Here is a 22,312-nt window from a genome sequence, read left to right on the forward strand (position 1 = left end):
TCGGGGCGTAGCGCAGCCTGGTAGCGCATCTGCTTTGGGAGCAGAGGGTCGGGGGTTCGAATCCCTCCGCCCCGACCATTCTTCCAATTTGGCCCTTTTGAAGATGATGTCGAAGGGCTTTCTGTATGTGGGCATTACACTTACGGCGTCAACGGCGCAGTTCGAAAATAGCATTCTGAGCAATTTGGCTTTTTCGGCGGAATCCTGCGAAACATACAGTAAATAGGCCTTATTTGCGAGTTCGAAAATCTTTTGCGCGTCTAAGGCCCGGTCGCCGGTTTCGGCGTTATTCAGGCCGTCCATTGCCATTCTGACCTGCTGCTCTTCCATCCGCCAGTCGCTCATCTTCCGTTCCCAGAAGTCTTCCGGGATTTTTCCGTCGAGCTTATCCGCATAGGCCCCGTCCAGCCGCTTACGGATAGCAACCAATCGAGCCTCAAGGCGCGACTGCTCTGCGTTTGCTCTGCTGGCGGCCTGCTGCTTGTCTTTGCTTAGCGTCGAAACGATGCGAGAGACGACTTCCTGCGGCACCTGGAGGCCCTTCAGCGGCTCTCCCAGGCGTTGGGCAAGGTCTTCCTCCCTGAAACGCGGCAGGTCGCACTTGCCGCGATGCCCCGTGCAGCGGTAATAAACGTATTTTTGCTTCTGAATATCGCCTGTGACCATACAGCCGTCATAGGCGCACTGCATGAGTCCACGGAAGGCAATTTCGCGCTTGGAATACTTCGGCCTGTTGTGGCCTGTGAGGACAGCTTGCACACGCTCGAATAGTTCAGTCTTTACGAATACCGGATGTGTGCCGGGATACCTTTCCCCTCGCCAAAGAAACGTACCGATGTAGAAGCGGTTCGTGAGAATACGATGGATGTTTGCGCGGCTAATCGTCTTACCCGTCTCGATACGTATCTTTTTAGCTATCGTCGTGAGCGTGTGTGCGCCAGTCGCGTACCACTCAAACATCCGCTGCACCGTAATGGAATCTTCAGGATCGATTTCGATGGTGCGTTCCGCTTTGTTATTCCTATAGCCGAATGGAGCATGGCCGGGAAAGATACCTTGAGATGCTTTCTCGTGCATACCTTTCTTCACCTCTTCGCGCAGGTTATTCGAATAATGGCGCGCCATCACGAGGTTGAAACCGTAGACAAGCGTTGCTTGTGATTTCGAATCCTTCGAGATGACCTGTCCTTCTTTTACGAAATGGACTTGAATGTCGAGGTCTTCCAGTGTCACGGCGTCGTGGAAGTTGCGAGAAATCCGGTCTGTCTTCTCGACCAGCAAAATGCGGCATGTGCGGTTGCGCTTAAAGAACTCCACCAGCTTGGCAAACTGCTTGCGGCCTTTTTCCTTTGCCGTCTGCACATCCTCGAACGCTTGCACGATACGCAATCCGTTTCGTTGCGCGTATTCGCGCAGCAGCTTGGACTGCGCATCGAGAGAATATCCATCCTGCTGTTCGCGGCTGGATACGCGAGTGTAGATCACGGCTTCAGTCATGACAATGGCTCCTTTGATTTGTCCGCCTTTTGCTTGGCCCATCGCACTTGAACAGCTTTTCGTGCCATTTCGCTCCGCTGCTTGGCTGTGAGGCTTTGAGCACGCTTGAGGCCGCCAATTCGACCTTGTTGCCGAAAAAACTCCAATGCAGCCTTCGGAAATTTGCTTCGTTTCACCATGCCTAGGGGGTTAGTATATCCTGACTCGCAGATAATCCGACTTGCTGACGCTCAATGGAGCGAACGTAGGAGTCCAATATCTCTGCTGCTGTGATCGGTGGACGTTCGGACGGCAATATCTTCAATAACGAATCTAGTACACGTTTGCCATTTCCATTTCCATGCTTCTGAACAAACGAAAAGGCTTGTTGAGCATCACCACACGCATTCCATAAGGCATTCAAGCCATAGGCGGCAAGCCAGTCGCGTATCGAGACGCCTTTTGGTGGACTTTCAAAGGAACGAATCTTCGTCGACGGCATGATAGTCATGGATGCGTATGGATTGAAAAGATGAGCGCGACGGAGGTCTCCGAAAAGGCGCAATTCCTTCGGAAACCTTGAACCACTGATCTGCCGCTCGATGCGTGTGAGGGTTAGGCCCTGGCCGTGCTCAATGCCTTCGTTTTTCAAAAATTCTTCAAACGTTGGATAGTACCGTGATCCGTAATAGCGTTGTTCTTCCGACATTTCAAGGCGTTGCATCTGCTTATTGAACCGCTCACAGCTCTGTTTTAGCTTGAGCCATTGCTTATAAAGTTCCTTAATCTTGTTGTAAATCCTTACGAAGTTCGGCCTGCGTCCGGCGTAGAACGTCTGCGCATCCGCAGTTCCCATCGCTGTAAACTCCATTTCAGTCTCAAACGATTTTTCGATTCGACTCGAAAATCGCTTGTATTTGAATCGAGCTAAATCGCGGAACACATGAACCGGCACGCCAGAAATGTCTGAAGCAAGATCGAGCCGCATTAACTCACATTGAAACGGGTCGATGTCGAAGACTCGCCTGATGATTTGCGCCATCTCAAGGATTGTCTTCTTGCCAGCATCGATGATTTCCAGTTTGCTGCTAGCCCTCCCGTTCTTCCCTCGGTAGTTGAGGTGCAATATCGCATCGATATTGTGGGTTTCGCGCAGGCTTCCTACAAAGGAATAGAACCTTGAGGGATGAAACGGTGCCACTTGGCCACGTCGAAGCTGCTTCCCGATTTCTTCCATTTCTGTTGAAAAGGGTGTGCCCCAGGCAATCCGAACGTCGGTCTTATCGATCATTCGATTTCCTTCGTGGAGGGCGGGAAGAAAATCAGAAGAGTCGAGGATCGCGTAAATTTACGTGAGTTGCAGGCTATTAGACACAGCCTGCAACTCAGCAGCGCCGGAAAATCGCCGCTACATGACCGGAGAGTCATTGCGCCTCCGGTCCCATGCGTCCAGCAGGAGAAAGAATTCGATCAATCTTTGGGTATCGTCGTCTTGGGATGGGGAAGGCACAGCGCCTGCGGCGCTGTTGAGGGCTTCGCCCTCAAACTCCCACCCCCTTTTAGGCTGAACAGGAGAGAGCCTCCGGCTTTCGACCGGCGGTTGTAGACCTGTAGGCTGGTTCAGCACCGGCGCGGAGGGGGCAACCGCGTTCCCGGAATTTACCTCAGCCGCATTCCGCTCTCTCCTGCTCATGGAGAGAAGAATCTTGGATTCTGTCCGCCACAATAAGCCCCTAAAACATTGCGGCTGCATCCGCCATAATGGGTGGGGGATAGATTTGGCGGAGGATTTAGGCTTTGAAACCTGAGACGCGGGACCGGCTCCTGGCCGCAATCGACAATGCCTTTGCCAGACTTACGCAGTTTTCAACGATTGAAAGCGTGGCCCAATGGCTCTGGGAGTTTTCGGGACGAGTGCATCGGAAGATGGAGCATGTTCGTACAAGAGAACAGATCACCGCGCTTCTCGACGATGAACCCGAACCATCCGTATCGAAGCTATGGGCCTTTGAATCCGTTCTGCAATACGCGCCATTCCTGCTCAACCGGCTTGTCAGGAAGATCGCCAAAGATGCGACGAAAGGGCTTCCTGGAAGTCCTTCAGGCCCTAAACCGGTAGTGGACGACTCACAAAAACAGGCCATCTGCCACTACATCGGCGGTCTCTATGCTGCCGGGGTCTCACTAACTGACGCGCAAAAGCGCGCGGCGATGAGATGGGGAATCAGTTTACGCAGCGTTCAACGAATCTGGGCCGAACGAGGTGGTGAAGCCAAGATGTCCATTGAAGACGCCGAATATGCAGTCAACGACTGGTGGCAATCACTTGAATAGTAGTTCTTGCCTCTAAAGCGTAGCGAATAGTTGAACCGCTCATGAGGGCTGAGAGTAAAAATGCGGTTCGAGCTTTCGCTCGAATGTCCCAATCAGACCGCTCTCCGGGAATGGGCTTATGCCGAACACTGGTCCAGCTCAGAGGAAAGAGAATGACCAACTCCAGCCATGGGTCGACTTCTACAACCTCCATCGACCCCATGCTAGCCTCAACCAAATGCCGCCAAGCAGCAGACTCGGCAATGGAACAACCTCTTGACCTTCTACAGCCACCCAGAGGGATTGGTTGGGTTTTGATGTATGGGCCACCCGCCCAGGTGGCCCGATCCCCTTGTTAATAGCCTATTGTTACTGGTGATGAAATCGTGCAAGAAGAGTCCACGCCCAATACAGGGCAAGCAGCGTCCATAGCCAATAATTTGTGGGTCTCTTTAAGTTACCTCCATTGCTTTCAGTACGGAGAAGTCGTCTTTTTCGTCTGATGAGCAGCACGTTTGCAAGAGCAAAGAAACCGCCACTAATAATTAAAAACGAAAGAAGAGACGTGCTTCTGGGTACTGTAAACGCTGCAAGCACGATACCGGCTAACAAGCCAAGCTCAACCAACACAAACGTTGAAGTTTTCATTCCTTCCGCCATCAATCTCCTTTATCTGGCAATCACATTTTACGGGCAAGCTCCCGCAACGGAGCAACCTGGAGGTTTGGGTGCTTGCGGGGCCGCTAAATTTGGCGGACCTGTAATATACGATCCAATTGCTTTAGCGGTGCTCTTTAATGCGTCAACAGCGCCGCCGAGAGACCCCAGTGCTTCGGCTGGATTTCCTACGCTCTTACCGCTTGCAACTGCGGTAATCGCTTTGCCCGCTGTCACGGCATCGTTGGCATTGCTGCCAGCACTGGCCGAACCCAAAGTTGCCGAAACCAATGCGGCCAGTGGATTAGTAACGGCAGTGACATGATTTGTCCCTGTATCAACGTCTTTCCCTGTAACTGCACTCATAGAATCTGCCGCAGCATTCACTCCAGCACCAGCGACTCCGAGAGCTTTTACGGCGACGTTAGTAGACTGCCCAAGAGTGCGAGCTACTCCCGCCTCAGCTAATACCTCAGGCCCTGCATACGCAACAACTGCTACTCCTAAGATAGCTTTAGTTGTCGAGGTTAATGTTGAAGCGAATTGCCGATCGTATGCGGTTTGCCCTCCCGCGAACCGACCAGGATGATCAGTGAACGAGTTGAAGTCAGATTCACAACAATGACCATCAGCATCAGCATGGCTCAACGGATTGTTGTTTACGTATCCGTACAAGTTCAGGCTCTGCGGATTGTCGAGTTTCGCATATGGGACCGGTTCAGCTTTGTCGCTCCAGTCAGGGGACATGAACCTACCCATGCTTGAGCCGTAGTACCTGGCCCCGAAGTAGTCGTTTCCGGATTCTGTATCCCGTTCTTTGCCGGTGAATTTGAAGTGGTTGGATGTGGGGAGTGAAGTCAGTTCCATGCCATAGGGAGAGTAGGTTCCTTTCCAGACGGGCCATCCTCCAAAGGAAATTTCCAATTGCGCTGTTCCCAAGTGGTCGCCAGCATAAAAGGTTGTCGCATAGTTCATCCCGGAGTCTGTGGGGACAGTGGTGGAATCGACCGTGAAACTCGGGTTGGTGACATTGGCGGAGTTACTGTAGAAGTCAGCAGCTACCGAGCTTTGGCGGTTATAGAGCGGAACCACCGTTCCATCGCCGCTGGTAAGAGCCATATCTGCAAACCAAATATCCCAGTCGCCGAGATTTGAGAAGTTCCACGTTCCAAGTCTGAAGGTCTGAACCATGCAACCGGCAAATGCCGATAAATCCATGGTGCGCTGTTGCCAAACGTTTTGAGCGCTCCCATAGTTGATTACCTGACCATTTGTATCCACATTGTTGCGATGGTAGTTGCTGCCGCAGACCCAGAAGAAGATGTCCTGAATTCCGCCTGTAACGTTGCTTTGGTACTGCCGCCAGCTCAGCTTGTCTCCGGCTTTGACCGTGTAGCCATCCAACTGATGAATAAGCCAGCTTGCCGAAGAGCCTGCCGCCGTGCTCGTTGCCGTGCCGTGCGCGTGCATCGCCATATCGTTTGCATCCACCCTGGCGATTCTACCGCCATTGGCGTAGATATAGTTTGTCCACGCACCATCCTGATTTCTTTCGGCAAGGACACTTCCACCAAAGGTTACGTAGCCTGTTGAGCTTCCGTCCGCTCCGTTCTTTCCCATCCTGCTTCCGTCAGGCAGATAGCTGTAGGTCTCGAACGGCGTGGAACTGCTGGCCATGGAGAGGGAGCCGATACGGCTTTCGGCGTCATAAGCATATTTGCGGGCTGCGCCATTGGGGTCCATATCGCACATCTGGTTACCGGAGCCGTCAAAAGCTTGCGTGACATAGCTGGCGCATTGCAGGTTCGATACCTGGTTCGTTCCCGGATCAAAGCTGAAGACCGCAGGCCCATTCACCGCTGCGGGGCTGGAGTTGCCGAACGAATCAATGGAGAAGTCCTGATAGGCCGCTCCACCGAGAGAGAACCTGCGAATACGGTTCAGGCTGTCGTAAACGAAATCCTGGGTCAAACCCGCATTGAGGTTGTCCTGGATTCGCCAGATGTTGCCGTTGTTCGCTGTACCACCGCCCCCGGTGACGCAATTGGAGTAGCAATAAGTGTGCGAGAAGAACGGTGACGTGCCAAGACTCGACAGGGTAGAGCCAACAGTGATCGACTGCGGCTGCAACCGGTTGTTTTCCGTGAATGTCTGGATCGCTCCGTTGCCTAGAGTAAAGCTGGCCGGAGTCCCGTCCGGGTGGTACTGGGCAGATTGCAGATAGCTCTGAGACTGCGGTGTACCTGCAACGTTGACGAGGGCAGACGAGGTGAGCCGTCCGGCAACGTCCCATCCCTGGCTGATCAGGTATCCGTTCGGGTAGCGAATGTTCACCAGATTGCCCGACAGGTCGTACCAGGCGTTGACCGAATCCAATTGATTCGAGTTGGGTAGCTTGTAAGTCTCAAGCGTGATGCGGCCCATCTCGTCGTAGCTATATGCCTGACCGAAATCCGAGCCGACGTTCATAGCGGAAAGTCTGCCAAGGGAATTATTCGACGTTATTCCGACAGTCGATAAAGCCGTTCCATCGGCCATCTTGCCATCGTAACCAAATGTCGCCGTCGGCGTACCATCACTGTATGACTTTTGCGTCAAGCGATTGAGCGCATCGTAGCTATAGCTCGTAAGAACTCCACGGCCATCCGTCTTGTGAAGCACATTGCCGTTGGCATCGTAGTCAGGATTGCAGTTTTTAGGCCCGCCGATGTCTGGATTGGAGCCATATCCGTAACAAATCCATCCAGACTCCGGGTTGTAAGTCTGGTCTAGCCGTGAAAGCCAGTCGTAAAAGAAGTAACGGTTCCTGGCAGTCTCGCCGATCAAACCGGGCTGTGTCACCGAAGCAAGATCGCCTCTCGCCGTATAGGTGTAGTTTGTTGCAGCGCCATTCGGCTCGACCACTTGGATCAACCTTCCAAGACCGTCAACGGTACGCTGCCAGGAGTTTGTTGCCTCATCGGTCGTTGTTGTCACATTGCCGGAATAATTGATTGTCTGCGTCGTGCCATCCTGATTTGTCCTAATATGCAGCCTTCCAAGTGCATCGTAGGTGTTGATGGCTTTGTCACTGGCCGAGCCTTCCGTACTGGAATACGGATTTGAAGTAGAAGAAACCCGGCCCATCGGATCGTAGGTGGTATCCACGGAAATACTGTCGCTGCCTGTACTGGTTTGTACTTTAACCGTGCGGCCTAGTAGATCGTAAGACGCAGTTTGCGACATCACCCCTTGGGGTCCGCCGGTATCTGTCACGACATTTACCGCTGAATTGGCTCCATCGGTATAGTTGACGGTGACGTGCCCGCCGTCCGGGAAGTCAACCGTTCTTATTCGATCCAGAGGGTCTGCATAATGGTAAGTGGTCGTCTTGCCGTTCGCATCCTGATATGACACCACCTTTCCTGTATTGCAATCGTGGCTGTAGGTGACTGATTCGGCAACCGAAGTCCCGGAGGCGCTTGTCACCTGCGAAGGAAACAGTCCCGAGCAGTCGAACGAAGTCACTGTGGTCAGGTTTCCTTTTGCGTCCTTACTGCCAGCCCATGTGCCGTCGGCGCTGTAGTAGTTAAACGCCTGCACAGAAGAAGAAGCATCAATCCATTTCGTCGTAGACGTCAATTCACCCGCTGTAACATTTGACGAATATCCAGGATCGTCATAGGAGTATTTCGTTTGCGCTACCTGTGTACCACTGCCATCGAAGACTTGGACTTGAGATGGAAGGCTTGTCATCCCTGCATTAGCATAGGCTTGGCCACTTGAATCCTGAAATCGATAGGACGTCTCTGTTCGCTTGAGCAACGTTCCTGGTCCACTGCCTGAGCCTTGAACAAGGTCATAATCTCGAACGGTTGCTATATCGTTGTAGTGTGTGCATGGTGTGCATTGGTTCGCCTGCGGATTGCTGTAGTTGTCTGGATTCCAATAAGTTAACGTTCCCGTTGAAGCTACAGGAATTGTGTCGGTTTCTTGACTCGTTTGAATTTGCTGACTGGTCTTGTCATATAAAGTTGTAATCGTCTTTTCGACTGGCCCGGGAAAATATTCGTGCACAGAGCCATCTTGATACCATGTTGGGTTTCCGTTTGCGTCGGAGCCAGAAGGTGCGGAAGGATTTGCCTGGAACAATGGACTTTGGCGAAAGGAGGTAAAAGTTTCGACGCGCTTCAGCAGAGTGCCGATAGCGTTGACCGGATCGCCGTTCGTTGCTCCAGCATAGGTATCGACAATCCAATGTGATGGATCAGCTATGCTGTTTGCAACATAACGGTGGTGCCACTCATCGTTGCCGTCGGGCCTGCTAATGATCACATCCGGCGCATCTCCCGGCGCAGCATTGCAGTTGCCGGAATCCCATTTATAGGTCCATACCGAAGTTCCGCTATCGGAAGTGACAGTGCGTTTCGTCACCATCCTTTTCACTGGAAGAGAAGTCGAGCAACCATCCCAAATCTTTGTCGACCATTCATAGGAAACGGAGCCTCCGGTCGGAAGGTTTACGCCAATAAGCTCAAGGAAATTGGGATCATATTGAAACGAATAGAATGTGTTATTCGGCAATACAATCCTTGAGAGAAGCACCGCTGACGTCGGCTGGTCGTCGGCTTTTAAGTAGATGCTGCCATCTACAAGTCCCAGGAAGTTGAACGCAGTTTTTCCTGAGTATGTTGAATAGCAAAAATAATAAGATTGGGTGCCACCGGCGTCGGTAGAAGTGGGTACCACCCACTGTCGCGCTGAAATCGCCGTCGAATCACAATGCGAAAGATCACTCGTTACAACCCCTGGATATGGGTCTTGTTCTAATGGAGGATAACTTCCGAAGAACCCAGCCCCTGGTCCTTGCCAGGCTCCCGGAATCCTGCGCCCCATCGAATCAAGCCACCCATTGGCATCGCTAACAATCGTGTGTCCATGAGCATCACTGATGTCCCATGTGCTAAGCGTAGTACCAGAAACGCCTGCACTGTGGGGTGTATAGATAAGGCCGTCCTTGTCTTGATAGCCTACCCCTGCAATTGGTCGCCATCCCGAGCCGTCTGGTGATTGGAAAGAGATTGCTTGAGCGTTTCCTGTGTTCACACCTACAACGTGCTCAGCACCGGACTTATCTCGAATCCCGAAGGTTGAAACCGTATAGGGGACCTGAGTCCCGTCTGATAAGTAACCTATTCGATCAGTATCATTCTCATAAGAGCTGACGCCTTGATCGCGGGATACAACTACTCCAAGCGGTCTCGCATTACTAAGATTGAGGTTGAGTTTCCAGAATCCACTTGACACAAAGGGATAAGTGCCGCCCTGCGATCCTTGGACGGCTCCCATAACCAGCATCCATTGAGGTTCGTTATACCGGACAACGAAATTGAGGCGGAGCTTTCCTCCAATTTGCGGGAAACCGACTAAGGGTATGTGCAGATTCACATTACCGGAAGACAAATCGACGCTATCGATTTCGGAGTTTTGGTAGGTCGCAAACGTCTTGATTCCTACCTGGGGCAGGAAATCATACTGTGCCCAACCAGAGCATGGCAGGCCAGCCAACAGTGCAATCGCTACAGCAAAATACTTAACGTAGTCGCGCCAGCTATTCCTATGCCTTTTGCCTATGCGCGTAAAAGGGGAGGCTATGATAAATTTATTGGGAAAAAGCGCACGTAGCACCCGTGAATTACCAAAGCAGATAAACATCGTAACAGTCCCTTTCTCAGCAAACTGGGGAACAGAGTTACATCAAATTGAACAAACTCGATTTGGAAACAACGTTTCCGTAAAGTAGTCGGAACTAGAATCTGTATTAATCCCCCGATATGGGTATTGCTCAAAGAAGGGTGGCTCGCGGTCTTGTGGAGGTTCTTGCGGATATGCCTAAATGGAAAAGTCCTGGCCGTCGGGTTTAATCTAAAGTTTCTTAACAATTTCCAAAATTGGGGGAGCGAACTTAGGAAGCAAGAGGCTATTTCTCCCTTGTCACAAAGACCTAAATACCTCTTCGAGCGGCCTTTGCAGCACTTCGATTGAGCTAGAGACGACCGGAGGCGCACCATTTGGACATTGCAGTCGAAATGGGTCAATTTTTCGAAAATCGTCCTCTAAGGCCGACCATTTACTCAGTAAATTGGCTCGCGGATCGGCAGTTCTCCCACAAATGATGTATCGCTTAAACCTCTGACCCAGATCAACATAGGGGTATGAACTTCACGAGATGCGCCGCAATCGCGACGTTCACAGCCCTCCCTCTCTGCTGCCATGCGCAGCCAAAAGCCTGCATCAACGTCATGCCCGACTACGTACGATCCGCAGTCGAGCAGGACAACTGGAAGATTCTTCAGCCTCAGGATCTCGCAGCCAATGATCTCCCTGTCTGGAAGGGAAATCACCCCGGCGAGTGCCCCGGCGTCGCGGTTGGCAACTTCCACCCCAAGGCCGACTCGTCCTTCGTTATCGCACTCATCAAACAGGACGAGCAGCAGCATCAGCTTGAGCGGACCGTCATCGTCATGTTGAAGAAGAACCGCCTTCAAACGGAAGATGTCATTCCCGCGGCCCCGGTGGCCGCTCTCGCCGTCGTCTGGAAACTTCCTCCCGGCCACTGGCGAGGGCTCTACGGGACGAAGGCCGCGATCAAGCGTGACTCGTTCGTCTCGGAGCAGATCATCTCAGCCGCGACGCAGTACTACTACGACGGCTCGCGCCTCAAGTCGTTCGTCATTTCAAGATAGCCGAAGCAAAGGCCGCGGAATCTGTCTTCGATCTTCCCGCCTCGCGGAATTTAGAGTAGCCTGTGGCAGATCGAATCAGGCGGTGCAGATATCGAACCTTCCACGCAGACCTCAGCGCTGAAGCCACCTCGCAATGTAGCGGTCGACGCCTACCGCGGGCTCGTCATGCTGCTCATGATGGCCGAGGTGCTTCGCCTCTCCGCCGTCGCTCGCGCCTTTCCCCAGAGCGCTTTCTGGCACGTGCTCGCCTTCAACCAAACTCACGTGGAATGGACATGGTTCGGGCTGCACGACCTGATCCAGCCGTCGTTCACCTTCCTCGTCGGCGTGGCGCTGCCGTACTCCATCCGCAGCCGCCAACGAAAGGGCGAAACATTCGCCCACAGCCTCGTGCATACCATCGTGCGCAGCATCGTTCTTGTCGCACTGGGAATCTTTCTGCGTTCGATCCATCGCCCCATCACCTACTTCACCTTTGAAGACACGTTGACGCAGATTGGCCTAGGCTACACCTTTGCCTTTCTGCTCGCCTTCTGCAAGCCGCGATGGCAGTGGACAGCGTTTGCGGCGATACTCTTCGGCTACTGGCTGGCGTGGGCGCTGTATCCTCTGCCTCCTGCGAACTTCGACTACGCCTCGGTCGGCGTTTCGCCCGAATGGCACTCGCATCTTCTACATGGCTTTGCCGCGCACTGGAACAAGAACGCCAATCTCGGACAAGCGTTCGACGTCTGGTTCCTCAACCTCTTTCCACGCACTTCGCCGTTTGCCTACAACAGCGGCGGCTATCTCACGCTCAGCTTTATCCCCACGCTGGGCACCATGTTGCTGGGCCTCTTCGCTGGACGGTGGCTCATCGCCGCTGCCCCGCAGATTCCCTTTCGCCGCTTCCTCATCGCGGGAACCGGCCTTGTCGCAGGCGGCATACTACTTCATGTCCTCGGCATCAACCCGATCGTCAAACGCATCTGGACTCCGGCATGGACCCTGTTCAGCGGCGGCATCTGTTTCTACTTCCTCGCCGCCTTCTCATGGCTGATCGACAAGCGCGGACATCGCAGGCTTGCTTTTCCGCTCGTCGTCGTCGGCATGAACTCCATCGCGGCATACCTGATTGCGCATCTGTGGGAGGACTTCGTCGAGTCCTCTCTGCGCACAAACCTTGGAGATCGCGTCCTCTACCTGCTCGGCGCCGGGCTCGAACCGCTTGTTCTCGGTGGCCTCACGCTGCTGATCTACTGGTATGCGCTCTATTGGATGTATCGCAGAAACATCTTCCTGCGCATCTGATCTTGCGCATGGGCACCTACGCAAAGAACACGGCGGGACGATGCTCCGCCGTGTTCGATTTGCGTGTGGTTTAGCGTGTCGCTGCTGCAGTTACAAGATCCAATACGTCCGCGATGATCCGCGTCGTCGGGTTGTAAGCCACAACGTAGCCGTCATAGTACCCATACTGGTAGTTGGGAGGCGGAGGCGGCGCTCCCTGCCAGTAAGATTGAGGCACCGGGCGCACATAATAGCCGTTCGGAATCGCCTGTCCCCGCACAAATACCGGGCGCTTGCGGCCGCGCCAACGATCGGCATCTTTGCGGTAGTGCGAGTAGAACCTTCCGCGATCATCGTCGCGGAATCGCCAATCATCATGCCTGTCACGGTCATCATGCCTGTCGCGGTCATACTTCTTCGCCTGCCCCGGAGGCACACCGCCGTGTCCCGGAGGCGGGTTGTAAGGGTCGCGTCCTGGAGGTCCCTGCGCAATTGCAACACTGGTGATAGCAAACAAACTCGCAGGAAGAGCGATGCGTGCAAGTGATCGAAGGTGGGGAGATCTTCCGCTTCTAGTCATATCCGGTTTGATGCAGGTTGCGGGTGAAGCGCTTTACGAAAACAGACAGCCGCACGTGTCATCTGACCTGATGGCACGAAGACGACATCTTCGGTCCCGGAAAATCCGACGAAAATGTCGTCCCGCGTCCACCTGCATCCCACCATGTAAGTTGTTCGGCCGCATACTTCGCCCCGTCGGCCGATGGCACGGTCACAAATATCTTCGAGTTGCCCTTCACCGGAACGATTGCCAGATGGTTGACCGCGCTGTTGAGGTATTCGACCGTGAAGGTCTGCGCGGGGAGGCCCATCTTCACCCCGTTGGCGTCGCACTGAACCTTCGCGGCAATTCGAGTAAACTTCTGCCCGCCGTCGAGATGCAGCGTCAGGTCGCTTGCGGCAGCAGAAAGACTCAGGGCCAGTACTGCGACTCCAGGCACAACAGAGCGGCATCTTCGGTTCATCTGCTTGTCCTCTCATCCTTAAGCGGCGTAGAAATCATGCCATAGCGAAAAGTCCGGCGTCTGCCGGGCTCTGACTCCATATGGCCAACTCATCTAAAGTAGCCGTAGAAGCTCCTGCTCGGCCCTGTGCCAATCCTCTTCATGATGACCATGCTGCCCATGCCGTTGGAGAAAGTAGCCATAGGCGACATGTGCAATCTGCTCATGCGTAGGACGATGCTTCACCTGGAGGGGCTCAGCCACCGCAGACCTTGCCTCTGCCTTCACCGCCTTTGGAGCTGCCTTCGTCGTAGATGTCGCAGCCGTCTTTGTCTTTGCAGTGGCCTTCGTCTTTGCAGCGGCCTTCGGTTTTTCCGCTTTTGCCGCAGGCGCCTTTGCCGCCGCTTTCTTCGGCTTCGCCGCTGTCTTGACTGGCTTCTTCTCCTTGTCGATGCTCATTGCTATCTCCTGGCATGGGTTAGCCGCCGCCCGGCGGTGTCTCTATTAGTTTAGAGCGGGTTCAACACTCTCTATTTATCTCCGATGCCTGTTCTACGCGACAGGTCTGCTTCTGCGATGCGAGATCCGCATTGTAGCCACTCCCTATCGATCAAACTCAACTGGACTCCGTTCCACCCACCAGCACGGCCGTCCTCCCGCCTGCGGCAGCCCTTCCGGCAGCAGCGAGCGGGTGCATCGGATGACTACCTTGCCATCGGGATAGTACTCCTCCTTGTTACCCTTCAGCGGAGCCACCACAATCCGGTCGACCGATATCGATCCGTAGCCCCTGCCGGCGATCGCCCGTCCCTGCCATACCAGCCAGTCCGCGGCCCATACCGCTGCAACCGCGATTGCAAGATACATCAAGGCCCTTGCCACTAGACGTCCCAATTCTGTACCTCCGAACAGCCGAGCACATCGCCCGCTCTCTGCATCTTCGCAAAACCGCGACCTTTGCGCCTTGACAAAAGCGCAGCCGGCGATTTTTCCTCTCAACTATGCGTAACCCGGTATTTGGGGCCCCTTTGATCTCCTCGATCTGCGTGCTCCTTCTGGCCGGCTGCTCTCTTTCGCCGCTGGCACGGCACACGGCTGATTTTTCCAGCGCCACCGGCCTCGTCGTCGACAACTCGGAAGACGCCTACCGCGCTGCCGTGCGCCTCAATGACCAGGCGCAGGCCTCCATGCTGGTCGCTCGATACGACTCCGCGCAGCCGCTCGATCCCCACCAGTTGAAGCACCTGATCGCCCCCGAAGGCCTCAAAGCCCGCGCCGAGGTCCTAGACGGTCTCCGCACCTACGCGCAGACCATCGCCGACCTTGCCAGCGGCGTCTCCTCCACTCAACTCGACGATGCTGCGACAGCCGCGGGAGCCAACCTCGTCAAGATGGGGACCGCCGTCTCGGAATCGACGCCCGTGGGCATCGACATCTCGCCGCAGCAGGCAAACGCCGCCAGCACGGCGCTTAAGGCGCTCGGTGAATTTCTTGCGGCGCGCAAGATCAAGTCCTCCGTGCCGAAGGTCATTCAGGAGATGGACCCCAGCGTCGCGGCCATCTGCAACTTACTCACCAGCGACATCGACACTCTGCGCGACCAGTCGGGACACGACTACGAACAGCTTCTCGCCCAGCAGGACTCCTTTATTCGCCACGCCGGCACTGCCCTCTCTCCGATAGACCGCCGCGCTGAGATTCAGAAGCTCCCGCAGATCCTCGCCAGCAAACAGGCCACCGACGACATGCTGGCCGATCTCGCCGATTCCGTAAAACAACTCGCATTGGCCCATCATGCGTTGGCTGCGGCAGCCACCACAAAGGATGCTCCGTCGCTCAACGCAAGGCTCGCCGATCTCCATGCCGCGGCCCGCCGCCTCTCTCGTTATTACTATTCGCTGCCCGTCAAATAAGAACTGGAGAAACCATGTCCCCCTCCAAATCAAAGACGAAACCAGGCGCTCTACCCCTGGCATCTGCCAGGGTAGAGATCGCTGCAACGCCTGCGCCCGTGCAGACTTCCGCGCCAGCCGCTCCGCCAACGGATCAAACAGCAACAACGGTCCCGCCAGCCCTTGCAACGCCCGATGCGATCGCAACCTATCAGGCCCTCTACGACACGCTTGGCCGCGCATATTGGGAGGCATCGGACCTGCAATCAAAGGACACCGTTCAGGGGGCCCGCGATGCCATCTACGACATACTGACCGACCTGAACATTGCGAAGCTCCAGGCGAACACCGCCCTGTATCTCGCGCTCATTCCCAAAATCAAGCACTCCAACGAAGCCCTGAAAAAAATTCAGGGCGACATCAACAACATCACCAGAAATGTCACGACGGCCGCCAGCGTCATCTCGGCAATTACGAAGGTGCTGAACATAGCGGCCATGTTCTAAGGACGGGTTGTAAAAGTTTTATCAACTTCCAGGTTTCTCGCTGGACGCAACTCGTTGTATCGAGTATGTTTTTGAATCGAGAAATCTTCTTAAATCTGCAGGAGGATAGTTTATGGCTCGTTTCGCTGGCCCGCGATTTGCAGTTGCCTTACTTACCCTGACCTTGTCTGTCGGCGCTCCCGCCGCCTTCGCACAGCAACCCGATCCGACATGGTCGCAGGAGGACACGACACGCATCGTCCACGATGTTCAGAAGAAGCTGGGCGGACTGGTCAACTACTCCGTCTTCGACTGGATCACCTTCGGCGTGCACGGAAAAACCCTCGTGCTGAAGGGCTATGCCTCGCGCCCGACGCTTAAGGACGATGCTGCCAATGCCGTTAAAAATATCGCGGGTGTCGCAAAGGTCGAGAACGAGATTCAGGTGCTGCCTCTGTCCAACTTCGACGATCGCATTCGCGCCTCGGTCTACAACCGCATCTATACGCAGGCAGCGCTGCGCAAATACAACGCGAATCAGGGTTCGCTCGCGCGCGCGCTGGGGCCGGGCGGACGCAGCTTCGGCATGATGGCCGGCGGCATTACGCAGAATCCTCCCATCGGTTATCACGCCATCCACATCATCGTGAACAACGGCCACGTCACCCTCTATGGAGTCGTCCTCAACCAGAGTGATGCGTCGATCGCATACATCCAGGCCAATGGGGCGCCGGGCGTCTTTGGCGTCGACAACGACCTCGTCGTCCAGGGTTCCACTCCCGGCAGCGCACCAAAATAGGACCCACTCACTCTGTCCGCAGCGCCTGCATCGGGTCAACGCTTGAGGCCCGCCATGCTGGCGCTGCGCATGCAAGCGCAGCCACCGCCAGCAGCAGAGCAGCCATCACGGCAAAGACCATCGGGTCCAGGGGCTTTGTCTGGTACAGCAGCGAACGGATCACATACCCGACCCCAACGCCTCCGCCGATCCCCACAACAAGTCCAAGCACCACGGGCCGCAGCCCATCGCGCAGCACCAGACCAAGCACCTGTCCTCGCTGCGCTCCAAGCGCAATGCGGATGCCAATCTCAGGGATCCGCTGCGTAACGACATACGACAGAACTCCGTACAATCCCACACCGGCCAGCAGCAGCGAGAGCCCCGCAAAGATCAGCACCAGCGATGCGGAGAGGCTCTGGTTCACCGTCGACTCGCCAATGATCTGCGGGATCGTCAGCACATCGACAACCGGCAACTGGGGATCGAGCGCAGCAATCTCCTTCTGGACAGGAATTGCGTAGCTCAATGGGTCGCCGGAGGTGCGAACAACCAGCGTCGCTCTGTAGCCCGTGTCTCCAGAAAGCACCGGAAAATACGCCGTGGCCTTGGTCCGCTGCCCCACACGCCACAACGTGTCGCCAACAACGCCGACAATCTCGTAGGTCCGCTTCTTATTCGTAATGTCCGTGCCGAACACGATCGTGCGTCCAATCACGTTCTCGCCCGGATAGTACCGTTTCGCCAGCTCCTGCGTGATGACGACCTTCTTGGATTGATCGAGCCGGTCATGTTCGTTGAAGACCCTTCCCGCAACCAGCGGGATTCCAAGCGTAGAAAAGTAGCCTGGATCGGCATATCGGATCATCGCATCGGGTTGTTTATTCGACTCGTAGTTCGGCCGCTCCGGAATGATAAAGACCTGGTCGCCGTCATATCCCCCACCCGGCACCGTCGAGCCCAGCCCCGCCGACTGCACACCAGGAATGCGCCTCACCCGCTCCAGAAGCGACTGAGAGAACGCCACGCTCTGCTCCGGCTTGGTATAGATCTCTTTGGGCAGGTTGTATCGCAGTGTCAGTAGATGATCGCCCGAGATACCCAGGTCCGTCGTGCGCAACTGAACAAAGCTCTTCAGCAACAACCCCGCTGAGAGCAGCAGCACGACCGTCAGCGCGATCTCGACGCTCAGCAGCGTCTTGCGCAGCCGCGCCCGCGACAGACCCACTCCAGCGCCGCGCGAAGAATCTTTCAGCCCCTCCAAAACTCCTCGCTGCGTCGAAGACAGCGCTGGCAGCAAGCCTGCCAGAATCGCAGTCAGGCCCACGATGCCAAACGTGAACAGGACGATCGTCAGATCGACGTGAATGGCCGAGGCACGAGGCAGGCCGTGCCAGTGCGCCTTCAGCCATGAAGTGCCCGCCAGCGCCAGTAAGAGGCCGATGACCCCTCCACACCCGCACAGAATCACCGTCTCCGTCATCTGCTCGCGCAGCAAGGCAAAACGGCCCGCCCCAAGAGCGCCACGGATCGCCATCTCCTTCTGCCTCGCCGCTCCGCGCGCAACAAGCAGGTTCGATACATTCAGGCATCCGATCAGCAGCATGCACGCCACCGCAGACATCATCATCAGCAGCGGCGTCTTCACATCCTGCACCACATCGTCGATCATCGGGCGCGACATGGCATCCTCTGCCACCGGGCTCCCCGCATACTGCATGTGCATCCGATACTGCAGCGCGCTCACCTCATCCGTAGCCGTCTTCAAACTCACGCCGGGCTTCATGCGCGCGACGACATACGGATAATGGTTGTCGTGCTCATGCAGGCGCTCGAATGTCTCTCCGTCCGAGTAAGGGACCCACACCTGCGTTCGCGCATCGGGATATGCAAACCACTCCGGCAGCACACCAACCACCGTGTAAGGCCTTGCGGCCATCCGGATCGTCTTTCCGATAATCGCGGGATCGCCGCCGAAGCGCCTCTGAAAAAAGCTCCACGTCAGGATGGCGACATGGTGATCGCCCACCTGGTCTTCGTCTTCACGAAAGTTCCGCCCAAGCGCGGGCGACACTCCCAGCAAAGGAAACAGATTCCACGTCCCCTTCTGTGCCGCCACCAGCTCTGGCATCTCGCCATGATCTCCCGTCACCGCTAAGCCTGAGTAGTGGTACGAAGCCATATCCGCGAACCCATGCGTCTGCTCGTGCCACTCATAAAAATCACCAGGAGCAACAGGGTTGTATGGATTGCCCGATGTATTCGCACGCCAGTGCTCATACACCATCACCAGCTTGTCAGGATCATGGAACGGCAGCGGCTCCAGCAGCACGGAGCGCACAACCGTGAACAAACATGTCGTCGCTCCAATGCACAACGCCATCACCGTTATCGCCGTGATCGTGAATCCCGGCGACCGCATCAACGCACGTGTGCCAAATCGTAGATCGCGCCCTAGCGTCTCCAGCCAGCCCCAGCTCCATCCGCGTCGTGCCTCGTCGCGCAGCAACGCCGGGTTGCCGAACTGCCTCATGGCCGCGCGCCCCGCTTCCTCAGGCGACACCCCGCGAGCAATACGATCCGCGATCTCCTGCTCCATGTGGAAGCGCATCTCTTCATCGAGCCGTGCCGTCTCACTGCCACGACGGAAGAGCGTCGACAACGCCTTCTGCAACCTGTCCATCCAACGCATCGCGAAACCTCCGTTTGCCTCGCGCTAACTCTCCACAACCAGATCGATCGCCGCCGAGAGTCGCGTCCACATCTCGCGCTCCTTCTCAAGCTGCGCGCGCCCCGCCGCCGTCAGCGAGTAGAAGCGCGCCTGCCGTCCCGTCTCCGTCTCGCCCCACTTCGAGCGAATCCAGCCCTGCTGTTCCAGCCGCTGCAACGCCGGATACAGCGAGCCCTGCTGCACCTGCAGCACATCGTTTGAGATCTGCTCGATCCTTTTCGCAATCGCCCAGCCATGCTTCGGCTCCAGCGAGATCGTCTTGAGGATCAGCAGACCCAGCGTTCCCTGCACAAGATCGTTTGGTCGTCCCATACTATGACTATCTACATAAATGTTGTGTAGATAGTCAAGGCATCAATACGCGGGACGTCACAAATCAGTTCCACAGAATCTTGCAGGGGATCTCTTCCTTACAGATTGAACAGTTCGCGCAGCCGCTTGGTCTGCGCCCGGCTCACCGGGATCTCGGTCTTCTTCGGGTCGTCCATCCTGATCTGGTAGCTGGACTTAAACCACGGCACCACCTCGCGGATGTGCTGAATGTTCACCAGGTACGAGCGATGCGCCCGCCAGAACATCTCCGCATCGAGCTGGCTTTGCAGTTCCTCGATCGTGCGGCAGTTCGAGTGGCCCTCCACCGCCGGCGTCACCACCGTGATCGTTCCTTCTTCAATGGAGGCGAAGCATATCTCTTTCTGGTCCACCAGCAGCAGGCGGTTCTGCGCCCGCACTACCACCTTGCCTGTCGTCGCCTTTGCCGCCGGAGCCTGCGTCTGTTCTTCCACCAGCTTCAACAAAGCGTCGAGTTTGGCCGTCGCCTCATTCACTGAGGCCCCCGTTACCGGCGACAGCGCCTCGCCCTGCGACACAAGCCTCGCCTGCGCCTTCTCGATCGTCTGCATCACCCGTTTGCGGTCGAACGGCTTCAGCAGATAGTCGACGGCGTTCACCTCAAAGGCACGCACAGCGTACTGGTTGAATGCGGTCGCGAAGACCACCTGCGGCATGGGGACCTTGCGGTCAAGCAGCTTCTTCAGCACACCGAAGCCATCCAGCCCGGGCATCTGCACATCGAGAAAGACCACGTCGGGCCTGTGCGTCCGGATCAGGTCGACGGCCTCAATCCCGTTTGTTCCCTGGGCAAGCACCTCGACCCCGCCGGCATGCTCCAGAAGATACTGCAACTCCTGCCGTGCCAGTGGTTCGTCGTCGATGATCAGTGCTGTAAGTGACATCGGGAAGAGTGTTCAGTTATCCGTTCTCAGTTCTCAGAGGTTCTGGTTAACTGACAACGGAGAACCGACAACGAACAACCGCTTCTAGTCACTATACGCCCGCAGACGCGCGGGAGCATTGTCCTCGGCCAGGTCGTGGCCGCACTGCGTGCAGTAGACATCGGTGATCTGTACGCCGCGGTAGCAGCGTCCACACACCGGAGCCATCTGGAACTGGCACTGCGGGCAGAAGTGGCAGCTTGAAGGAACCTCGGTTCTGCAATGAGGGCATGGACGCAGCAGAGGCTGCCGCAGCAGGAAGTACACCACAGCGCCGATACCACCTGGCATCAGCACCACGATCAGCATCCACAGCGCCGCCGGCATTCTGCGACGCTTCACATCGCGGCTTACATATCCAACCAGAAGAACATAGCTGGCAAAGGCCGTTCCCCACGAGTAGCTCATCAGCAACCGCATGGGAAGCATCTCGTGTCTGTGGTGAGGCATGACTCCATGGAACAGATACTGCACCGACACGAAGACGACGATGGCAAGCACCACCGACCACGCCGGAATCAGGCTCAGCTGGTCTTCACCATCGGCCTGGTCGCGGCGCGCCTCGCCGCGATCGTTCTGTGACCAGGGCAGATTCATCTCGCCATCTCACCTCCGGAGCGGCGGCCGCGCATCCGAGTGAACCACACCATGCCCAGCAACACTCCCGAGACCGGTAGAAACCAGAGCAACAGAATGAGGAACTGATAGCTCGAGTCGACAATGCCGGTAGGCGTCAGATCATATCCATCGAGAAGGCTCCACACTGCCGTCACCAGGATCAGCAACATCGCCGCGCTGATCGTCAGCGGCAGCATCAGGCTGCGGATGCGGCTCCGGCGCGACGACATCTGATGGGCACGCTCGCGCACCACCCGGTGCGTGCGGTTCACTATCGTGGCATGCGCCGACACATTCATCGACCCCAGGTCCAGGTCGAGTGGAATCCTCATCCGTCCTTCGAGAAGGCTCTTTTCGGAGACGTCGTTCATCCTCTTGCCTCTGCGGGACGATAACTTCTCAACTTTTCCAGCTCCGGCTTCAGCGAGGCGAGACCGCGATAGAGCCGCGACTTCACCGTCGACAAGGGAGCCCGCGTCATTGTCGCAATCTCTTCCAGCGAAAGTTCTTCATAGAACCGCAGTACCAGTACCTCGCGGTGCGACGGCTCCAGCGTCAGCAGGACCTCGCCCACCTCCGCCGAATCTTCCCTCGTCTTGAACTGCTCCAGCGGCGACGGCCCATCGGCTGAGATCTCGAATGGGCGGTCGTCCTCGTTCTGCTCATTCATCTCGTCCAGACTTGCCATCGTGCGCTTGCGCGAAAGGTCAATCACCAGGTTGCGCGCGATCGTGAACAGCCAGGTATCGAAGCGGGCCTTGCCGTTGTACTGCGCGCCACGAGCCAGCACGCGCATCCATGTCTCCTGAAAGAGGTCTTCGGCAACGTCGCGGCGGCCCGTGAGGAACAACAGATAGCGCAGCAGGCGGTGCTGATACTGCTCGATCAGGTGGTCCAGAAGCTCGGGATCCTGGCGCTTCAGGCCACGCGCAACCGCTGCATTCTCGTCATGCGAGGTCGCGGTCTGAGCGGCTGCAAGAGTTGCGGAGGCGGCGTTCACAGAGGTAGAGACGCTAACCCCGCCTAAAAAGTCTCTGTCCGCGCTCTTTCTCGCAAAAAAACTTCGTCCTGACATGGAATTGCGTACCTC

Annotated in this window: 21 protein-coding genes, 1 tRNA gene and 1 pseudogene; 9 read left to right on the forward strand and 14 right to left on the reverse strand. The window is 56.0% G+C overall.

The window, feature by feature from the left end:
* The first annotated feature begins 1 nt into the window (after position 1).
* A tRNA-Pro gene (locus tag JSS95_11680) sits at positions 2–78 on the forward strand.
* Between the two features lie 663 nt (positions 79–741).
* Here JSS95_11680 and JSS95_11685 read toward each other — a convergent pair.
* Positions 742–1,125: pseudogene (locus JSS95_11685) on the reverse strand (recombinase family protein).
* Positions 1,126–1,206: 81 nt separating this feature from the next.
* Between JSS95_11685 and JSS95_11690 the strand changes: the two are divergent.
* Positions 1,207–1,548, forward strand: coding sequence for a hypothetical protein (locus tag JSS95_11690; GenBank protein ID MBS1800474.1), 342 nt, complete (start codon positions 1,207–1,209; stop codon positions 1,546–1,548).
* Positions 1,549–1,678: 130 nt separating this feature from the next.
* On the opposite strand, the gene JSS95_11695 is transcribed toward JSS95_11690, so the two are convergent.
* Positions 1,679–2,767, reverse strand: a complete 1,089-nt coding sequence (locus JSS95_11695) for a hypothetical protein (GenBank protein MBS1800475.1) — start codon at positions 2,765–2,767, stop codon at positions 1,679–1,681.
* 635 nt (positions 2,768–3,402) lie between these two features.
* On the opposite strand from JSS95_11695, the gene JSS95_11700 reads away from it, so the two are divergent.
* The gene (locus JSS95_11700; GenBank protein ID MBS1800476.1) at positions 3,403–3,810 is read left to right on the forward strand and encodes a hypothetical protein; all 408 of its coding nucleotides are present in this window, start codon (positions 3,403–3,405) and stop codon (positions 3,808–3,810) included.
* A 118-nt stretch (positions 3,811–3,928) separates the two neighbouring features.
* A complete protein-coding gene (locus JSS95_11705; GenBank protein ID MBS1800477.1) occupies positions 3,929–4,069 on the forward strand; it encodes a transposase in 141 nt (46 codons plus the stop codon).
* Positions 4,070–4,158: 89 nt separating this feature from the next.
* On the opposite strand, the gene JSS95_11710 is transcribed toward JSS95_11705, so the two are convergent.
* Together JSS95_11710 and JSS95_11715 are read right to left on the reverse strand one after the other, a co-directional pair.
* Positions 4,159–4,449 carry a hypothetical protein gene (locus tag JSS95_11710; protein ID MBS1800478.1) on the reverse strand — a complete coding sequence of 97 codons (291 nt, stop codon included), beginning with the start codon at positions 4,447–4,449 and terminating at the stop codon, positions 4,159–4,161.
* A gap of 27 nt (positions 4,450–4,476) precedes the next feature.
* On the reverse strand, positions 4,477–10,140 hold the full coding sequence (locus tag JSS95_11715) for a hypothetical protein (protein ID MBS1800479.1): 5,664 nt from the start codon (positions 10,138–10,140) through the stop codon (positions 4,477–4,479).
* A 500-nt stretch (positions 10,141–10,640) separates the two neighbouring features.
* Here JSS95_11715 and JSS95_11720 point away from each other — a divergent pair, with 500 nt between their 5' ends.
* Both JSS95_11720 and JSS95_11725 read left to right on the forward strand, forming a co-directional pair.
* On the forward strand, positions 10,641–11,171 hold the full coding sequence (locus tag JSS95_11720) for a hypothetical protein (GenBank protein MBS1800480.1): 531 nt from the start codon (positions 10,641–10,643) through the stop codon (positions 11,169–11,171).
* Between the two features lie 90 nt (positions 11,172–11,261).
* Entirely contained in the window at positions 11,262–12,461 is a 1,200-nt protein-coding gene (locus JSS95_11725; protein ID MBS1800481.1) for a DUF5009 domain-containing protein, read from the forward strand.
* A 70-nt stretch (positions 12,462–12,531) separates the two neighbouring features.
* Here the strand turns inward: JSS95_11725 and JSS95_11730 are convergent, their stop codons facing one another.
* The 4 genes from JSS95_11730 to JSS95_11745 form a co-directional block, all read right to left on the reverse strand.
* The gene (locus JSS95_11730; protein ID MBS1800482.1) at positions 12,532–12,975 is read right to left on the reverse strand and encodes a hypothetical protein; all 444 of its coding nucleotides are present in this window, start codon (positions 12,973–12,975) and stop codon (positions 12,532–12,534) included.
* A 103-nt stretch (positions 12,976–13,078) separates the two neighbouring features.
* The gene (locus tag JSS95_11735; GenBank protein MBS1800483.1) at positions 13,079–13,465 is read right to left on the reverse strand and encodes an MliC family protein; all 387 of its coding nucleotides are present in this window, start codon (positions 13,463–13,465) and stop codon (positions 13,079–13,081) included.
* A 93-nt stretch (positions 13,466–13,558) separates the two neighbouring features.
* Complete coding sequence (locus JSS95_11740) at positions 13,559–13,903, reverse strand: DUF2934 domain-containing protein (protein MBS1800484.1); 345 nt, start codon at positions 13,901–13,903, stop codon at positions 13,559–13,561.
* 144 nt (positions 13,904–14,047) lie between these two features.
* Positions 14,048–14,338: a hypothetical protein gene (locus JSS95_11745; GenBank protein MBS1800485.1), complete on the reverse strand. Its 291-nt coding sequence runs from the start codon at positions 14,336–14,338 to the stop codon at positions 14,048–14,050.
* Positions 14,339–14,472: 134 nt separating this feature from the next.
* Between JSS95_11745 and JSS95_11750 the strand changes: the two genes are divergently transcribed.
* The 3 genes from JSS95_11750 to JSS95_11760 all read left to right on the forward strand — a co-directional run bounded on the left by JSS95_11750 (position 14,473) and on the right by JSS95_11760 (position 16,620).
* Positions 14,473–15,357 (forward strand): hypothetical protein, encoded by an 885-nt coding sequence (locus JSS95_11750; GenBank protein ID MBS1800486.1) that lies wholly within the window; start codon positions 14,473–14,475, stop codon positions 15,355–15,357.
* A gap of 14 nt (positions 15,358–15,371) precedes the next feature.
* Positions 15,372–15,842 carry a hypothetical protein gene (locus tag JSS95_11755; GenBank protein MBS1800487.1) on the forward strand — a complete coding sequence of 157 codons (471 nt, stop codon included), beginning with the start codon at positions 15,372–15,374 and terminating at the stop codon, positions 15,840–15,842.
* A gap of 112 nt (positions 15,843–15,954) precedes the next feature.
* Positions 15,955–16,620, forward strand: coding sequence for a BON domain-containing protein (locus JSS95_11760; GenBank protein ID MBS1800488.1), 666 nt, complete (start codon positions 15,955–15,957; stop codon positions 16,618–16,620).
* A 7-nt stretch (positions 16,621–16,627) separates the two neighbouring features.
* On the opposite strand, the gene JSS95_11765 is transcribed toward JSS95_11760, so the two are convergent.
* The 6 genes from JSS95_11765 to JSS95_11790 form a co-directional block, all read right to left on the reverse strand.
* Entirely contained in the window at positions 16,628–19,291 is a 2,664-nt protein-coding gene (locus tag JSS95_11765) for an ABC transporter permease (protein MBS1800489.1), read from the reverse strand.
* A 24-nt stretch (positions 19,292–19,315) separates the two neighbouring features.
* Positions 19,316–19,642 (reverse strand): PadR family transcriptional regulator, encoded by a 327-nt coding sequence (locus JSS95_11770; GenBank protein ID MBS1800490.1) that lies wholly within the window; start codon positions 19,640–19,642, stop codon positions 19,316–19,318.
* A gap of 98 nt (positions 19,643–19,740) precedes the next feature.
* The gene (locus JSS95_11775; GenBank protein MBS1800491.1) at positions 19,741–20,565 is read right to left on the reverse strand and encodes a response regulator transcription factor; all 825 of its coding nucleotides are present in this window, start codon (positions 20,563–20,565) and stop codon (positions 19,741–19,743) included.
* An 84-nt stretch (positions 20,566–20,649) separates the two neighbouring features.
* Positions 20,650–21,201, reverse strand: a complete 552-nt coding sequence (locus JSS95_11780) for a PLDc N-terminal domain-containing protein (protein ID MBS1800492.1) — start codon at positions 21,199–21,201, stop codon at positions 20,650–20,652.
* A complete protein-coding gene (locus JSS95_11785; protein MBS1800493.1) occupies positions 21,198–21,593 on the reverse strand; it encodes a hypothetical protein in 396 nt (131 codons plus the stop codon). The genes JSS95_11780 and JSS95_11785 overlap by 4 nt, the downstream gene beginning before the upstream one ends.
* Entirely contained in the window at positions 21,590–22,297 is a 708-nt protein-coding gene (locus tag JSS95_11790) for an RNA polymerase sigma factor (GenBank protein MBS1800494.1), read from the reverse strand. Before JSS95_11790 ends, JSS95_11785 begins: the two co-directional genes overlap by 4 nt.
* Positions 22,298–22,312 lie beyond the last annotated feature (15 nt).

Source organism: Acidobacteriota bacterium (assembly GCA_018268895.1).
GTDB lineage: Bacteria > Acidobacteriota > Terriglobia > Terriglobales > Acidobacteriaceae > Edaphobacter.

Bases quoted from the DNA above. Each gene is read 5' to 3' on its own strand.
- JSS95_11695 (MBS1800475.1), bottom strand. From the start codon at position 2,767: ATGATCGATAAGACCGACGTTCGGATTGCCTGGGGCACACCCTTTTCA.
- JSS95_11700 (MBS1800476.1), top strand. From the start codon at position 3,403: ATGGAGCATGTTCGTACAAGAGAACAGATCACCGCGCTTCTCGACGAT.
- JSS95_11705 (MBS1800477.1), top strand. From the start codon at position 3,929: ATGCCGAACACTGGTCCAGCTCAGAGGAAAGAGAATGACCAACTCCAG.
- JSS95_11710 (MBS1800478.1), bottom strand. From the start codon at position 4,449: ATGGCGGAAGGAATGAAAACTTCAACGTTTGTGTTGGTTGAGCTTGGC.
- JSS95_11715 (MBS1800479.1), bottom strand. From the start codon at position 10,140: ATGTTTATCTGCTTTGGTAATTCACGGGTGCTACGTGCGCTTTTTCCC.
- JSS95_11720 (MBS1800480.1), top strand. From the start codon at position 10,641: ATGAACTTCACGAGATGCGCCGCAATCGCGACGTTCACAGCCCTCCCT.
- JSS95_11735 (MBS1800483.1), bottom strand. From the start codon at position 13,465: ATGAACCGAAGATGCCGCTCTGTTGTGCCTGGAGTCGCAGTACTGGCC.
- JSS95_11740 (MBS1800484.1), bottom strand. From the start codon at position 13,903: ATGAGCATCGACAAGGAGAAGAAGCCAGTCAAGACAGCGGCGAAGCCG.
- JSS95_11755 (MBS1800487.1), top strand. From the start codon at position 15,372: ATGTCCCCCTCCAAATCAAAGACGAAACCAGGCGCTCTACCCCTGGCA.
- JSS95_11760 (MBS1800488.1), top strand. From the start codon at position 15,955: ATGGCTCGTTTCGCTGGCCCGCGATTTGCAGTTGCCTTACTTACCCTG.
- JSS95_11765 (MBS1800489.1), bottom strand. From the start codon at position 19,291: ATGCGTTGGATGGACAGGTTGCAGAAGGCGTTGTCGACGCTCTTCCGT.
- JSS95_11770 (MBS1800490.1), bottom strand. From the start codon at position 19,642: ATGGGACGACCAAACGATCTTGTGCAGGGAACGCTGGGTCTGCTGATC.
- JSS95_11775 (MBS1800491.1), bottom strand. From the start codon at position 20,565: ATGTCACTTACAGCACTGATCATCGACGACGAACCACTGGCACGGCAG.
- JSS95_11780 (MBS1800492.1), bottom strand. From the start codon at position 21,201: ATGAATCTGCCCTGGTCACAGAACGATCGCGGCGAGGCGCGCCGCGAC.
- JSS95_11785 (MBS1800493.1), bottom strand. From the start codon at position 21,593: ATGAACGACGTCTCCGAAAAGAGCCTTCTCGAAGGACGGATGAGGATT.
- JSS95_11790 (MBS1800494.1), bottom strand. From the start codon at position 22,297: ATGTCAGGACGAAGTTTTTTTGCGAGAAAGAGCGCGGACAGAGACTTT.